Origin of the sequence: Thalassotalea litorea, assembly GCF_043642205.1 — a bacterium.
Taxonomy (GTDB): domain Bacteria; phylum Pseudomonadota; class Gammaproteobacteria; order Enterobacterales; family Alteromonadaceae; genus Thalassotalea_A; species Thalassotalea_A litorea.
In genome coordinates this window covers 1-15,243 of record NZ_JBHZSG010000032.1, presented here as the reverse complement: position 1 = coordinate 15,243, position 15,243 = coordinate 1, and the positions used below count along the sequence as shown (strand labels likewise).

The window sequence follows — 15,243 nt, the reverse complement described above, 5'->3', positions numbered from 1 at the left end:
CTCTATTAACCCAAGCTGATCTGTACGTCGACACCAGCAGCCAAGTCTAAACGCATAAGAGCGTCTACAGTTTTCTCGGTTGGTTCAACGATATCAATCATACGCTTGTGAGTACGGATTTCGTACTGGTCACGAGCGTCTTTGTTTACGTGTGGAGAGATCAAGATAGTGAAACGCTCTTTGCGAGTAGGAAGTGGAATAGGACCACGAACCTGAGCACCAGTGCGCTTAGCAGTATCAACGATTTCTGCGGTAGATTGATCAATCAGACGATGATCGAACGCTTTCAAACGAATGCGAATTCTTTGATTTGACATGTAATCAAATCCCCAATTAAAAAGAACGAACAAAGTACAACTCATCACCTTCTTATTGAGAAGGGGAGTGTACCGCTTATATAATCATTCAACTCCAAATCGGAGTTGCTGTAGCTAGCAATCGCTTAGCTTATCCAAAGAACAAGTCGGTGGAAAAACCAACCGAGCTAACAAAACTTGCCTGATCACTCAAACAAGTGGGCGTATTATACAGAAGCAAGTCACAAACGCAAGACCGATGCTCAAAAAAACATCATCGTTTTTTAGGCCATGGATTTTGTCTTGATGCGCTGAATAATTAGGCGATTAAGCCAATAAATGAGTCGCCTTTCCTAATGGCTGGTAATCACTGAGCAAGTTACCCACCAAGTCCTTAATTTCACGTAAAAAACTTAACAACTGTTTTGGTCAATGATGCTAATTGTTTATTTATTGTGTCATAATGAAGGATTGTTAATTCACTCTCAGCGCCCGCTGGGGGTTCTTATAGTGGAAGTGGTTATGCTGGAAATCGAAGTACGGGGCGCCCGCACTCATAACTTAAAGAATATTGATATTACCATCCCTCGAGACAAGCTCATTGTGATAACCGGTTTATCCGGTTCCGGTAAATCTTCTCTGGCATTTGATACCCTCTATGCTGAAGGGCAGCGTCGCTATGTCGAATCCTTATCCGCATACGCCAGACAATTTTTATCATTAATGGAAAAGCCGGATGTTGATCATATTGAAGGATTATCGCCAGCGATCTCGATTGAGCAAAAATCTACGTCTCACAATCCACGCTCCACGGTAGGTACGATTACCGAAATTTATGATTACCTGCGTCTATTGTATGCCCGGGTCGGCGAACCAAGGTGTCCTGAACATCATCAACCGCTGACTGCGCAGACCATCAGTCAGATGGTAGATAAAGTACTGGCATTGCCGGAAGGTACCAAAGTTATGCTGCTCGCTCCTGTTGTTCAGGATCGCAAAGGCGAACATATAAAATTATTGGAAAATCTTGCCGGGCAAGGCTACATCCGTGCTCGTATTGATGGTGAGGTTTGTGATTTGAGCGATCCACCAACCCTGGATCTTCATAAAAAGCACACCATTGAAGTTGTTGTCGATCGTTTGAAAGTTAGAGACGATATACAATTGCGCCTGTCAGAATCGTTTGAAACCGCATTAGCCTTGTCTGATGGTATCGCTACCGTCAGCTATATGGACGAACCCGATAAAGATCCACTATTGTTTTCTGCCAATTTTGCTTGCCCGCAATGCGGCTATAGCATGGCTAAACCTGAGCCTCGTTTATTTTCGTTTAATAACCCGGCAGGTGCCTGCCAAAGTTGTGATGGGCTAGGCATAAAGCAGTTTTTTGATCCGCATCGTGTGATTGCCAATGAAGATTTAAGTCTTGCTGGTGGTGCCATTCGAGGTTGGGATAAGCGCAATTTTTATTATTTTCAAATGCTCTCGTCACTCTCAGATCATTACGGCTTTGCCCTGGACAAACCATTTAAAGAATTAAACGCGGACGTTCAAAAGATCATTCTCAATGGATCCGGTAAACAGGAAATTGAATTTCGTTACATGAATGATCGCGGCGATATTGTTGTTCGTAAACACCCTTTTGAAGGGATCCTGGTTAATATGGATAGACGTTATCGGGAAACGGAATCAAACGCGGTACGAGAAGAATTAAGCAAATACCTCAATAGCCAGGCGTGTCCATCCTGCGATGGTTCAAGGCTACGACTGGAAGCCCGCAATGTATTTGTAGCAGATACGCCATTACATAACGTCACCGAATATTCAATTGCGCAAGCTGAGCAGTTCTTCAGTACGCTCAATATGGAAGGACAAAAAGGCCAGATCGCAGAAAAAATCCTCAAAGAAATCAGTGACCGTCTGGGATTTTTGGTGAATGTTGGCCTGAATTATCTGACCCTGTCACGCAGCGCGGAAACCCTATCCGGGGGTGAAGCACAACGGATCCGCTTAGCGTCACAAATTGGCGCCGGTCTGGTTGGGGTTATGTATGTTTTGGACGAGCCTTCTATCGGACTACATCAGCGCGATAACGAGCGCCTGTTAAAAACCCTAATCCACCTTCGTGACCTAGGCAATACGGTGATCGTAGTAGAGCATGATGAAGACGCGATTCGCGAAGCAGACCATATTATTGATATCGGTCCTGGCGCAGGTGTTCACGGTGGTCAGGTGATCGCACAGGGTGATTACCAAGCCATAATCAACAGTGAAGACTCACTAACTGGAAAGTACCTCAGCGGCAAAGAGTCCATTGACGTGCCAACCAAACGTCATCAAGTAAACAAAAAAGAGATGATTCATCTAACCGGTGCCACAGGTAACAACCTTAAAAATGTCGACCTGGAAATTCCGGTTGGTCTAATGACCTGTGTGACCGGGGTTTCAGGATCCGGTAAATCGACCCTGATTAACGACACCTTATATAAAATTGCCCATATTGAGCTTAATCGTGCAACTCTGGACGAACCTTCTCCTTATAAAACCATTACCGGATTAGAGCTGTTAGACAAGGTAATCGATATTGACCAAAGCCCTATCGGTCGAACGCCTCGTTCGAATCCGGCAACCTATACTGGTATTTTTACTGCCATTCGCGATATTTTTGCCGCAACACAGGAATCCCGCTCACGTGGTTACAAGCCGGGTCGCTTTAGCTTTAACGTCAAAGGCGGGCGTTGTGAAGCCTGTCAGGGCGACGGTGTCATTAAAGTAGAGATGCATTTTTTACCGGATGTATATGTGCCTTGTGATATATGTAAAGGCAAACGCTACAATCGCGAAACTCTGGAGATCCGCTATAAAGGCAAAAGCATTCATGAAGTTCTGGATATGACCATCGAAGATGCTTTTGAATTTTTTGCGCCAATTCCCGCCGTTAAACGTAAGCTGCAAACTCTGATGGACGTCGGTCTTTCCTATATCAAGCTCGGACAATCGGCCACCACCTTATCCGGTGGTGAGGCACAAAGGGTCAAACTTTCAAAAGAATTATCCAAACGCGATACCGGTAAAACCTTGTACATACTGGATGAGCCGACTACGGGCCTGCATTTTCATGATATTCGTCAGTTATTGCAGGTTCTGCACAAATTACGGGATCATGGTAATACCGTTGTGATTATCGAACATAATCTGGATGTCATTAAAACCGCTGACTGGTTAATTGATCTCGGTCCGGAAGGTGGTGCTGGTGGTGGCGAAATATTGGTTAGCGGTACGCCGGAAACGGTCGCCAAACATAAAGGTTCACACACTGGACACTTTCTCGCCCCATTGCTTGATCTTTAAGTCACGGAATGTAAAACGCCCACAATGTTCAACCATTGTGGGCGTTTTCGTATTTGAGTCGCAGAAGAATCAGTGATAGCGAGTCCTGGACTCTAGTCCCGCTCCTGTTCGGCCAATCTGGCTTTATCGGCCACGTCAGCTGCTTCGGTTTTCGATCCTAGCTTTTCACGAATGATTTGAAACATAACGAAAAAGACCGGAACAAAGATACACCCTAAGAAGGTTGCCGAAACCATGCCTCCCCATACAGAATGCCCCATGGTATTTCGACTCGCTGCCCCGGCACCACTTGCAAGGACTAACGGTGTTACCCCAAGAATAAATGACAATGCCGTCATTAAAACGGCGCGCATTCTTAATTTTGCAGCTTCAACCGCAGCTCCGATAATCGTCAGGCCTTTTTCTTCTCGCAACACTTTTGCAAATTCCACAATCAGGATGGCATTTCGACACGCCATACCTATCATCAAGACCAGACCTATTTGCACATAAAGATTTAGCGTGCCGTTCATCAGGGTGACAAATAGCAGTGAGCCGAGTAAGCCGATTGGAACGCATAGCATGATCGCAAACGGGGTGAGCCAACTTTCGTACTGCGCAACTAAAAATAAGAAAGTAAATAAAACGGCTAACAAAAACAGAGCGACCATCCCCCCGGAGGTTTTCACTTCCTGATAGGTTTGTCCGGTCCATTCATGGGCGTAGCCATCCGGCAATGATTCGGCAACCTCATTAATCGCTGCAATCGCTTCGCCAGAACTAAATCCAGGAGCAGGCATCACAATAATTTGGGTTGAGTTGTACAGATTAAAACGAGCAGAAACGTCAGAGCCTATGGTTGGCTTAAATTCAGAAAAACTGGAAAACCTTACCATTTCACCATCTGCCGCCCTGACATAAAGGCTGTTTAAGTCTTCTTCATCATTACGGTATCTTGCTTCTGACATGATGTTAACCTGATAGTTTTTACCAAACCGGGTGTAATCATTGACGTATCGTTTACCAAACAAGCTGCCAATCGCGACATTTATCGACGCCGGATCCAGTCCTAGCAACATGGCTTTCTCATAATCAATATCAAGACTTAACTGGGGGACATTAGCTGTGTATGTTGAAAAAGCCACTGCAATTTCAGGTCGCTGCATCAACTGTCCAGCAACTTGCATGTACACGGGACCTATGGATTCCGTTGACCGCCCCAGCCGGTCTTCCAATATCATCGTGACTCCCGATGTCGCACCTAACCCCGGAATGGCTGGTGTCGACATTACCAGACTCTTAATCTCGCGGTTACTTTGCATTATTTGTGTGGTCTGGGCCATGATACTGGCTTGAGAAAGTTCCTCAGTCTGCCGCTCTTCCCAATCTTCCAATGTAATGATTAACATACCCGCGTTAGTTGCTAACGCCCCTTTAATCATGCTAAATCCATTTGCCGTTACGATACTTTTAACCCCAGGGATTTCCTTAATTTCATTAGTCAATTTATCAATTTCGGTAATGGTTCTATCTAACGTTGAGGCCTCGGGCAAGGAAATATCGACCAGGAAGTTACCTTTGTCCTCCTCCGGAATAAATCCGCCGGGCAGATTGCTCCCCAAATAGCCGATATAGCCAATTAGCGCCGCAAACAGCACTAAGGTAATGAATAAATGGCGCGACAAAAGTCCTACCGTGGCGCCATAGCCGTTCATCATTTTATTGATAAAGGCATTAAACCATCCTAACGGGCCTTTTGTTGGAAGCGCCGATGGTTTTAGCATGATTGAACATAACGCCGGAGTTAAGGAAAGCGCTACGATGGTAGAAATTATGGTTGAGGCTACTATGGTGACACCGAACTGTTGATATAAAATCCCCACCATCCCAGGCGCAAGCGAAACCGGCACGAATACAGCCATTAACACCAATGCCGAAGCGATAAGCGGCGCGGTGACTTCTTTCATAGCCTTCGACGTTGCTTCCTTAGGCGGTAAGTGCTCTTCGTGCATGATCCGTTCAACATTTTCTATTACAACTATCGCCGCATCCACCACGACACCAATCGCCAGTATCAAACCAAACATCGTAATGGTATTGATGTCCATGCCAAACATTTTCATCACCACAAAAGTTGCCACCAGAGAAACCGGTATTGCAATTGCAGGGATTAAGGTTGCGCGAATGTTTTGCAAGAATAAATAGGAAATAATAACGACCAGGCCGACCGCTTCAAACAGCGTGTCGTAAACCTCGGCCATTGAGGTTTTTATAAAGAGGGTCGAGTCATAGGCTATCTGGTATTCTACATCCTCAGGAAAACCCTCACTGATGATTTCCATTTGCGCATGCAAATCATTCGCCACCTGCAATGAATTGGCGCCAGGTGCCAGATACGCGATCATCAATGGGCTTTCCATATCTCCGAGTTTTGACATGGAGTTGTATTTTTCTGCGCCTAGTTCTACTCGCGCGAAATCTTTGATGCGCACCAAACTACCATCAGGCTCGGCTCGCACCACGATATTTTGAAAGTCTTCGATGGTTTTCAACCGTCCCCGGGTTTTTATCGTGTACTGAAAAACCTGTCCCTGAGGAGCAGGATTTTCACCAATTTTACCCGCTGAAATGGTTGTATTTTGACTGGCAATGGCAGCCGTTACGTCCTGTTCATTGATGCCCATACCGGCCATCACTTCATTATCAACCCAGATCCTCACCGAATAGTTTTTTTCACCAATGATTTTCAGCTCGCCGATACCATTAACCCGAGCTAATGAATCACGTAAATTCAGTGACATATAATTGGAGAGAAAGAGACCGTCATAGGTCCCTTCGGGAGAATACAGGTTTATCGAAAGTAGCATGGAAGGGGAAACTTTTGCGACAGTCACACCAAGTTGTTTCACTTCAACCGGCAATTTACTCATCGCCTTATTGACCCGATTTTGCACCAATGTCTGGGCTAAATCAGGATCGGTGCCGATGGCAAAAGAAATACGACAAAGGTACGAGCCATCGTTAGAGGATTTTGAGTCAATGTATAACATATGTTCGACACCATTAACCTCCTGCTCTAATACTGAAGCCACCGTATCCCGAATCGTATTATGATCCGCGCCGGGATAGAACGCCGTTACCTGAACTTGTGGCGGTGCCACGCTTGGGTATAGAGATACGGGCATATTTAAAAATGTCAGTATGCCTGCCAGCGTCATAATAATAGAGACAACAATCGCAAACTTAGGGCGATTTATAAAAAACTCAATCATGATTATCCCCTACTCTACAACGGGGGTAACGGGCTGGCCTTCTTTGGCCCTTAAAATCCCAGATACTATGATTCGATCCCCAGGCTCCAGTCCTTCTTCGACCTCCCAGTTAGTACCGACTCTGGAGCCAAACTTCACATGACGCTTGCTAGCAATATTATCTTTGTCTAATGCCATCACATAACGACCGATCTGATCTTCCTGAACCGCTTTTTGCGGTACCACAATGCTTTTTGTAGACTTTTTATCGGTCGCTATCAAGGTAACATTTTGACCACCGAGTAACATCCCATCAGGGTTCGGAAAAACTACCCTGTAGGTTACAGTGTTACTGCGCTCTGAAACCTTATGACCGATATAGTCGAGTTTACCTTGATGCTCATAAATATCACCATTAGGTAACTCAAGCTCAATCACCGAAATTCTTTCGGCTTTAGTGCCTTTGAGTTTTGAAACAATATCAAAATGTCGCTGTGCTCCAACCTGACTGTATACCTCGATGGAATCATTGGCGATGATTTCAATCATCCATCCCAGATCCGGGTCTACCATATCACCGCGCTTCACTTTGGTAATGCCAGCAATTCCATCTATCGGGGAAACCACGTCGGTTTTTAACAATTGAACTTCTGCCGCCTGTAAAGCAGCGTTGGCGGTAGCTAACGTCGCCTTGGCTTCATCATATTCGACTTTCACGCGTTTTGTATCGAGCTTACTTAACACTTCCTCTTCGGCGAGCGCGACTGACATATCATAACGGGTCCTAGCCAATTCTACAGACGCCAAGGCTCTGGCGACGGCCCCTTTTTGCTTAGCCACTTCCGCTTTAAACGGTTGATCGTCAATTTTAAATAAAGGATCGCCTCGTTTGACCTCCTGCCCCTCGACAACAAGGCGTTCTACGATGCGCCCGGATACTTCAGGGTAAATTTCAACCGAGGATAATGAGGCTGTTTTAGCTGCGTAACGATGGGAAATATTAAGCTTTTCTCGCTTAATTTCCAAAATGCCGACTTCTGGAGGAGGAGCTGCTTTGGTTTCTTCTTGCTTTTTATTACAGCCGCCCAGCAATAACATAGGGAGCAAAATATAAGGGATAACTAAACAAAACCGCATGGATAAACTCCTGAATTCTTAATCGAACACGGTGAGCGCAATATAAGAAAACAAGTTATTGGTCTGGTCTGTTGCTCCCTGCGGTTAAAAAGCCAGATAACCGGGTAACTTCTTTATATTCATTCATCAACTAGTACTCAATTTATACTAGACCAATATATTGAAATTAAAATGTCGTACCCGGTAAAAATGAGAAAAATTATATCGTTGCGGCTAATTCTGCGCCTTGACGTATCGCTCTTTTGGCATCGAGCTCAGCCGCGACATCTGCGCCACCGATAAGATGGCAGCTTTCCCCTAAGTCATTTAGCTGTTTATAGAGGCTGTCGTTGGAATCCTGCCCGGCACAAATGATGATATTATCTACCTCAAGCACGTGTCGTGTTCCCTGGATAGAATATACCAGACCCTGGTCGTTTATTTGCTCGTATTGCACGCCAGGCACCATGTTGACATGGTGGTTTTTCAACGTGCTGCGATGAATCCAACCTGTAGTCTTGCCTAGATTTGCACCGACTTTGGTTTCCTTACGTTGCATCAGATAGATTTCACGATCATGTTTTAAGTCGTGATCAATCGGCAATAATGCTCCTGGATTTTGATAATCCGTGTCAATTCCCCAGGCCTTTAGCCAGCGCTCCTGATTAGTCGTTAACGATTCCTGTTCGACAAGGAAAGTGGCCACATCAAAACCAATACCACCGGCACCAATAATGGCAACTTTCTTTCCTACCGGCTGATGATCTTTTAATACGTCAAGATAACTTAAAACCTTAGGATGATTGATACCGTCTATATGTGGTGTTCTTGGACTAATCCCGGTGGCAAAAACAATATCATCAAAACCGCGGTTACGCAGCGACTCCACATCCTGATAACTATTTAAATGAACGTCTACGTTATGTTTTTCTAATTGCCCGGAAAAATAACGCAAAGTTTCATAAAACTCTTCCTTTCCCGGAACCTGCTTTGCATAGTTAAACTGCCCACCAATTTCACTGGCGCCATCAAATAACGTCACGTTATGACCCCGTTGAGCCGCATAACAACTAAATGCTAATCCCGCGGGTCCAGCACCAATGACCGCAATGTTTTTTGCTACTCTGGTTTTTTCGAAGGTGAGTTCGGTTTCGTAACAGGCCTGAGGATTTACCAGGCAAGTAGCTCGTTTTTGTTCGAACACATGGTCCAGGCATGCCTGGTTACAACCGATACAGGTGTTTATTTCTTCAGGAGTCCCTGCAGCTGCCTTATTGACAAAATCGGCATCGGCGAGAAATGGTCTTGCCATTGACACCATGTCAGAATGTCCTTGGGCCAGCACTTCTTCTGCAACATCTGGCATATTGATTCGGTTTGTTGCCACCAAGGGCACCTTAACTTCGCCCATCAAACGCTTTGTCACCCAGGTAAATGCCGCCCTTGGCACACTGGTCGCAATCGTTGGTACCCGAGCTTCATGCCAACCAATACCAGTATTGATAATCGTTGCTCCCGCCGCTTCAATGGCTTTCGCCATAGTGACAATCTCTTCCCAGGTATTGCCACCCTCGACCAAGTCTAATAACGATAAACGGAAAATAATTATGAAGTTTTTACCAACCTTTTCACGGACGGCTTTTACGATGTCGACACCAAGTCGCATTCGGTTTTCAATACCACCACCCCATTTATCGGTCCGGTGATTGGTGCGTTTACAACTAAATTGATTAATCAAATAACCTTCAGAGCCCATAATTTCGACACCATCATAACCAGCATCCTGGGCCAGTTTTGACGACTTCGCGAAATCTTTAATGGTCGAATAAATCTTGCGCTCTGACAGTTCTTTCGGTTTAAACGGGTTAATCGGCGCTTTAATTGCGCTGGCTGAAACAGAGAACGGGTGATAGGCATAACGCCCAGTGTGCAGTAATTGTAAACAAATCTTAGTCGGGTACTTATGTACCGCTTCGGTAATGGCTTTGTGTTTTTTGACATGCCAAAACTTACTCAGCTCCGACCCCATAGGCGCTACCCGACCACGAAAATTAGGGCTAATGCCGCCAGTCACGATTAAGCCCACTCCACCTTTAGCCCGAGCCGCATAAAAAGCTGCCAGCTTTTCAAAGCCATTTGTTTCCTCTTCAAGACCGGTATGCATTGATCCCATTAACACCCGGTTCTGTAAGGTTGTGAAACCAAGATCGAGGGGAGCAAGTAAATGTGGATAAGGAGATGAGTTTGTCATTTTACACCTAAGATCGGACCAGTTATATGGACCTCATTAAAGCAGAATAATTTGCAGATTAAAACACTTGTTTGATGTTTCATTTATCTACCCGCTTAAACGCTTTTAGTTTATCTGAACGCTGACAGTATTCCTTATCTTGCAGTCAGAGCTACACTTTAACCATAACAGAGTTCCAATTTGTCCTGAGTTTGGCTAAAATTCGCCCCCAAATTGCAGCAGGTACGGTTATGTTAAGCCACATTCATCCAGACAACTACGACACGCAACTTCAACGCAAGCAACAAGCGATGCAGGAATTATTCGCGCAATTCTCGGTACCTGAGCCGCAACTATATACCTCTGCACCTTTGCATTATCGTTTACGGGCAGAGTTTAGAGTATGGCATGAAGGCGATGACCTGTTCTATATCATGTTTGATCAGGCAACTAAGCAAAAATTTCGTGTCGATCAGTTCCCGGCGGCCAGTGAATTCATTAATCGCGCTATGCCAGCTTTACTTGAGGATATTCGCGACAAAGAGATATTGCGTCGCAAGTTATTTCAGGTGGATTTTCTGTCGACATTAAGTGGCGAATTGTTGATTAGTATGCTCTATCACAAGCCCCTTGAAGACGAATGGCTCGTTGCCGCAAACGCTTTACAGAAACGTCTAAGCGGTTTAGGTTCGATATCCATCATCGGCCGGGCACGTAAACAAAAACATGTGATTGGCAAAGATTTTGTTACCGAAGTATTAAATATCGACGGACACAAATTTCGTTATCACCAAGTTGAAAACAGTTTCACCCAACCCAATGGCGGTGTTAACGAAAAAATGCTGAGCTGGGCACGCTCTGCAACACAAGGTATTGGCGGTGACTTGGTGGAGTTATACTGTGGTAACGGTAACTTCAGTATCGCCCTGGCCGAAAATTTTGAGAAAGTACTGGCAACGGAAATATCCAAAAGCTCGGTCGCTTCTGCGCAAATCAATATTGAAGACAATGGCATCAATAATTTAAAAATTATTCGTATGTCCAGTGAAGAGTTTAGTCAGGCCATGAATAAAGAGCGCACTTTTCGTCGGCTTGAGGGATTAGATTTAAGCCAGTACGGGTATCAAACGGTATTGGTCGACCCACCAAGAGCGGGCCTGGACCCGGATTCAGTAGAGCTCGTCAGCCGTTTTGACCAGATTCTTTACATATCCTGTAACCCTAATACCTTAAAAGACAATTTGGCCACATTGATAAAAACACACGATGTTGAGTCGTTTGCTCTATTCGACCAGTTTCCTTATACCGATCATATCGAATGCGGCATGGTATTAAAACGTCGAGGTTAACCAATCATCATGAAGATAGGGTACTGGCTGGTAAAATTAACTGACCTGACCAATATTTCTCAGATGTAAATCCATCGCACCCCGAGCGATAAACCTTAATTGCTTTATCGTTCGCTCGGTCAGCTCTTCTATTTCATTTGTATCGGTATCCAGTGCTTCCGCACCTGCACTAAAGACAATCGTTACCGCCGCGTTAGCCTGCAGATAGCTTGTCTCAGCATCCAACTCATTGGCTTGCTGCAAGTAATCACACAATTCCATGGTGAAATACCGGATCTCGCGGTTCACAGCCGCACGAAACGCTTTCGAGGTTCCAGAGCGCTCACGAAGTAACAATCGAAACACATTCGGATTTGCCTCAATAAACTCCATAAAGGTTTTCACCGATATCTGAATGACCGAACCACCCTTTTTGATCCGCTGCCTTGCCTGCCTCATCAATTGCCGCAACGTCAGGCCAGCTTCGTCCACAAGGGTCAACCCTAATTCATCCATATCCCGAAAATGTCGATAAAATGAGGTGGCAGCAAGGCCAGCTTCTTTGGTAACTTCACGAAGACTTAAATTTGAAAAGCTTCTCTCAGCACTCAATTGATTTAATGCCGCATCAATCAGCAAACGTCGGGTTTTTTCTTTTTGCTGTGCTCGGATCCCAGACATAACACTTATTCCCTAAACATAATGTACAAATAGTAACACAAGTTTTTACAGCTTTTCTTGACTCGATGAATGTTGAAGCTAAAATAGCGTACACTTGTACACTGAATTGTCGACCAAAGAATTTTCCTATGACAAAACCACCATTAATCTGGCTAAATATTGTAATTTTTGCCGTTACCTTTTTAATCGCACTGATTGTCGTTCCTTATCGTGCCGTCACACACGGTTTTGACGCATTTGAAATTTTCGCGGCAATTTTCTGTTTTTGTTTGTGCGGCATGTCAATTACCGCAGGTTATCATCGCCTCTGGTCGCACAGAACATACAAAGCACATGCATCACTACGTTTTATTTACGCTATTGGCGGTGCCTTTGCTCTGCAAAATAGTATTTTACATTGGTGCTCGGATCATCGCGTACATCACAAACATGTGGACAATAACGATGTCGATCCCTATAGCGCCAAGCGAGGTTTCTGGTTTTCTCATATCGGTTGGATGATTCGTGATTATCAGGGCGATACCTATGCTAATTACGATAATGCGCGTGATTTACAAAAAGAAAAAATTGTTGTCTGGCAGCACAAATACTATGTTCCACTGGCAATTGCGACCAATTTCGGTATTCCATTGACCTTGGGTTGGCTCAATGGCGATATTCTTTCGGCAGTATTACTAATAGGTGTATTGCGTCTGGTATTAAGTCACCATACAACGTTTTTTATTAATTCACTGGCCCACATTTGGGGTAAACAGACTTATACCGATAAAAATACTGCCCGTGATAATGGTGTACTTGCGTTCTTTACTTTTGGCGAGGGTTACCACAACTTCCACCATATCTTTGAAAACGATTATCGTAACGGGATCCGTTGGTATCAATTTGATCCGACTAAATGGTTAATCAAAGGCTGTAGCTATTTAAAACTAACCAAAAATCTGCGTAAAACACCGGAAGATAAAATCGTTTTGGCAAAAGCTAAAATGCAATTAACCGTTTCGAAAGGGAAACTTCAAAATCGGGGGAATGCCGAAGAGCTCATTGCAAAATTACATCATGAATATGACATATTACTGGAGAAAATGTCGCTATTTTACGATGCTAAGAAAAAGCTTCTGAGCGAAAAAAGCCAGTTAATCGATGTGGAAAAAATGGCGCTAATGAAACAGTATCAGGAACTTAAAGCGGCATTTGCTGAGCAACGTAAACAATGGAATAGTTTTACTGCTCAATATGCCTAGTATGCCGAATACACATTGTCCTAAGCCGATAGCCCTGGCGCTAATCGGCTTTTGCGTTTTTCTGGCTATCCTGCAATCAGATTTTGCGTTTGCAAGTGAAAATAAAACCGATGGAAGTTATACCATCTATTTGATTAGACATGCTGAAAAGCAAAAACGAGCAGATGATCCGCCATTAACAGAGTGTGGGCACCTGCGAGCCAAAAAGTTTGCTGAAGATTTTTCCGCAACCCCATTACTAGCCATTTATAGCAGCGATTATCACCGTACACAGCAGACCGCAGCCCCCGTGGCGAGCCAGAAAAACCTAACAATTCAAAGTTATAACCCTGCTCAATTACAAGATATTGCTAATCGCCTTTTAGACCAACGTCAAACAGCCTTAGTTGTTGGCCATAGCAATACTACAGCGGTTCTGGCAGGCATACTATCGAGCCAGCATTTAACCGAATTTTCAGAAACGGAATACGACAGAATTTATAAAGTTGAGATCAGCAACCAGCAGCAAAAGCTGACTTTGACAAGACAAGCCTTTAACTGTCATTAATCGTTGTTAAACGGTGTAAGTGGAATTACTACGCTGTGGGTCCTGCAATCAGGACCCAAAATCAAGGATTGTATCGTATACAGAGTATGGGAATTACATCTGTGAAGGGTGAGTAGAGCTGCCTTTTTCGATGACTTCAACCTTGATAACCTTGAACGGTTTACCCCACATTTGAATTGTCGCTACCTCATTATCGATATAACCATAGAGTTTTAACTTGGCGCCTGGTTGTTGATATTTTTTGTTCAACCCCATCGGCAATAGATTTTCGCCATCTTTGCTGGTAAAACCAAAAAAACCCCCTTCAATGTCATAATAATTAAGCGTACCTTCATACCAGCGTTGCATTGGCTTCTCCGGATTTTTTATTTCCTGAACAGGAGGCTGTTTATCTGCATAAGCGACTTCTACTCTTTGTAGCTTATTCTCTCTGTCTACATTAATGGCTATTGAAGTAAAGGCTGCAAACGCTAAAGCCCCGGAAACGGCCAGTGAGACAATCGCAAATTTCTTCATCGTGGCACCTCTTTTTAATAATAGTTAGCATTTAGTACTCTAGACACTAACAAAGGGGTTAAGTTCATACAACTAGATTAAATTTTGTTAGTTTAGCCAGCTCCATAGTATGTGTTTATTGTTCTAATTGAGCCTTTTATCCAAAGATGTCTTTACTAAAATGCTACATCGATTACATATAATCTCTTAGAGGAAAAGCGTAAAGGTTGGTGTATTGGGAATGAGACGATTCAGAGCACTCACCTGCCAGTAAGGCTCTTATAATAAGATGATTTTACGGCATTTCAGAGAAATACGTCGAGGCGAGAACTGATTGGAAGATACAGAATAAGAAACTAGCATAGATATGATTGAACCGGGACAGCTCAATTCAGAGTGACTGTACGACTCTAGAAAATCACCAAGTGATTTTACGATAATTCAGAGCATTATCGTAAATTCTAAAAAATGTACATCAGCACATTTTTCTTAACGAATTTTTCATCACGGAACACCGTGAGGTGGTTAGTCTGTTGGTGCACATACAAAAAGAGCAGCCATTGGCTGCTCTTTTTTGATTTGGTGGTTAAAAAATCAATCGATTATTCGATGATTTTTGATACAACACCTGCACCAACAGTACGACCACCTTCGCGGATTGCGAAGCGTAAACCTTCGTCCATCGCGATTGGGTTGATAAGCTCTACAACAAACTTCAAGTTGTCGCC

Annotated in this window: 11 protein-coding genes; 4 read left to right on the top strand and 7 right to left on the bottom strand. The window is 44.0% G+C overall.

Annotation, left to right across the window (positions count from 1 at the left end; translation table 11 throughout):
• Window positions 1-5 precede the first annotated feature (5 nt).
• A complete protein-coding gene (gene rpsJ, locus ACHUFQ_RS12755) occupies window positions 6-317 on the bottom strand; it encodes a 30S ribosomal protein S10 (RefSeq protein ID WP_118958508.1) in 312 nt (103 codons plus the stop codon).
• A gap of 501 nt (window positions 318-818) precedes the next feature.
• Between rpsJ and uvrA the strand changes: the two genes are divergently transcribed.
• Entirely contained in the window at window positions 819-3,647 is a 2,829-nt protein-coding gene (uvrA, locus tag ACHUFQ_RS12750; protein ID WP_394176091.1) for an excinuclease ABC subunit UvrA, read from the top strand.
• Between the two features lie 92 nt (window positions 3,648-3,739).
• Here uvrA and ACHUFQ_RS12745 read toward each other — a convergent pair whose 3' ends face one another.
• The 3 genes from ACHUFQ_RS12745 to ACHUFQ_RS12735 form a co-directional block, all read right to left on the bottom strand.
• On the bottom strand, window positions 3,740-6,898 hold the full coding sequence (locus ACHUFQ_RS12745; RefSeq protein ID WP_394176090.1) for an efflux RND transporter permease subunit: 3,159 nt from the start codon (window positions 6,896-6,898) through the stop codon (window positions 3,740-3,742).
• A gap of 9 nt (window positions 6,899-6,907) precedes the next feature.
• Window positions 6,908-8,014, bottom strand: coding sequence for an efflux RND transporter periplasmic adaptor subunit (locus ACHUFQ_RS12740; protein ID WP_394176089.1), 1,107 nt, complete (start codon window positions 8,012-8,014; stop codon window positions 6,908-6,910).
• 199 nt (window positions 8,015-8,213) lie between these two features.
• Window positions 8,214-10,244, bottom strand: coding sequence for an oxidoreductase (locus tag ACHUFQ_RS12735; protein WP_394176088.1), 2,031 nt, complete (start codon window positions 10,242-10,244; stop codon window positions 8,214-8,216).
• Window positions 10,245-10,474: 230 nt separating this feature from the next.
• On the opposite strand from ACHUFQ_RS12735, the gene trmA reads away from it, so the two are divergent.
• The gene (gene trmA / locus ACHUFQ_RS12730) at window positions 10,475-11,572 is read left to right on the top strand and encodes a tRNA (uridine(54)-C5)-methyltransferase TrmA (RefSeq protein ID WP_394176087.1); all 1,098 of its coding nucleotides are present in this window, start codon (window positions 10,475-10,477) and stop codon (window positions 11,570-11,572) included.
• 36 nt (window positions 11,573-11,608) lie between these two features.
• On the opposite strand, the gene fabR is transcribed toward trmA, so the two are convergent.
• Entirely contained in the window at window positions 11,609-12,232 is a 624-nt protein-coding gene (fabR, locus tag ACHUFQ_RS12725; RefSeq protein ID WP_394176086.1) for an HTH-type transcriptional repressor FabR, read from the bottom strand.
• Window positions 12,233-12,360: 128 nt separating this feature from the next.
• Between fabR and ACHUFQ_RS12720 the strand changes: the two genes are divergently transcribed.
• Both ACHUFQ_RS12720 and ACHUFQ_RS12715 read left to right on the top strand, forming a co-directional pair.
• Window positions 12,361-13,473, top strand: coding sequence for an acyl-CoA desaturase (locus ACHUFQ_RS12720; RefSeq protein WP_394176085.1), 1,113 nt, complete (start codon window positions 12,361-12,363; stop codon window positions 13,471-13,473).
• A gap of 1 nt (window position 13,474) precedes the next feature.
• The gene (locus ACHUFQ_RS12715; protein WP_394176084.1) at window positions 13,475-14,020 is read left to right on the top strand and encodes a SixA phosphatase family protein; all 546 of its coding nucleotides are present in this window, start codon (window positions 13,475-13,477) and stop codon (window positions 14,018-14,020) included.
• 93 nt (window positions 14,021-14,113) lie between these two features.
• Here ACHUFQ_RS12715 and ACHUFQ_RS12710 read toward each other — a convergent pair whose 3' ends face one another.
• Entirely contained in the window at window positions 14,114-14,536 is a 423-nt protein-coding gene (locus ACHUFQ_RS12710) for a hypothetical protein (RefSeq protein ID WP_394176083.1), read from the bottom strand.
• Window positions 14,537-15,117: 581 nt separating this feature from the next.
• Window positions 15,118-15,243, bottom strand: a 126-nt coding sequence (locus tag ACHUFQ_RS12705) for an EF-Tu C-terminal domain-related protein (protein WP_455342391.1), incomplete at its 5' end; no start/stop codon positions are given.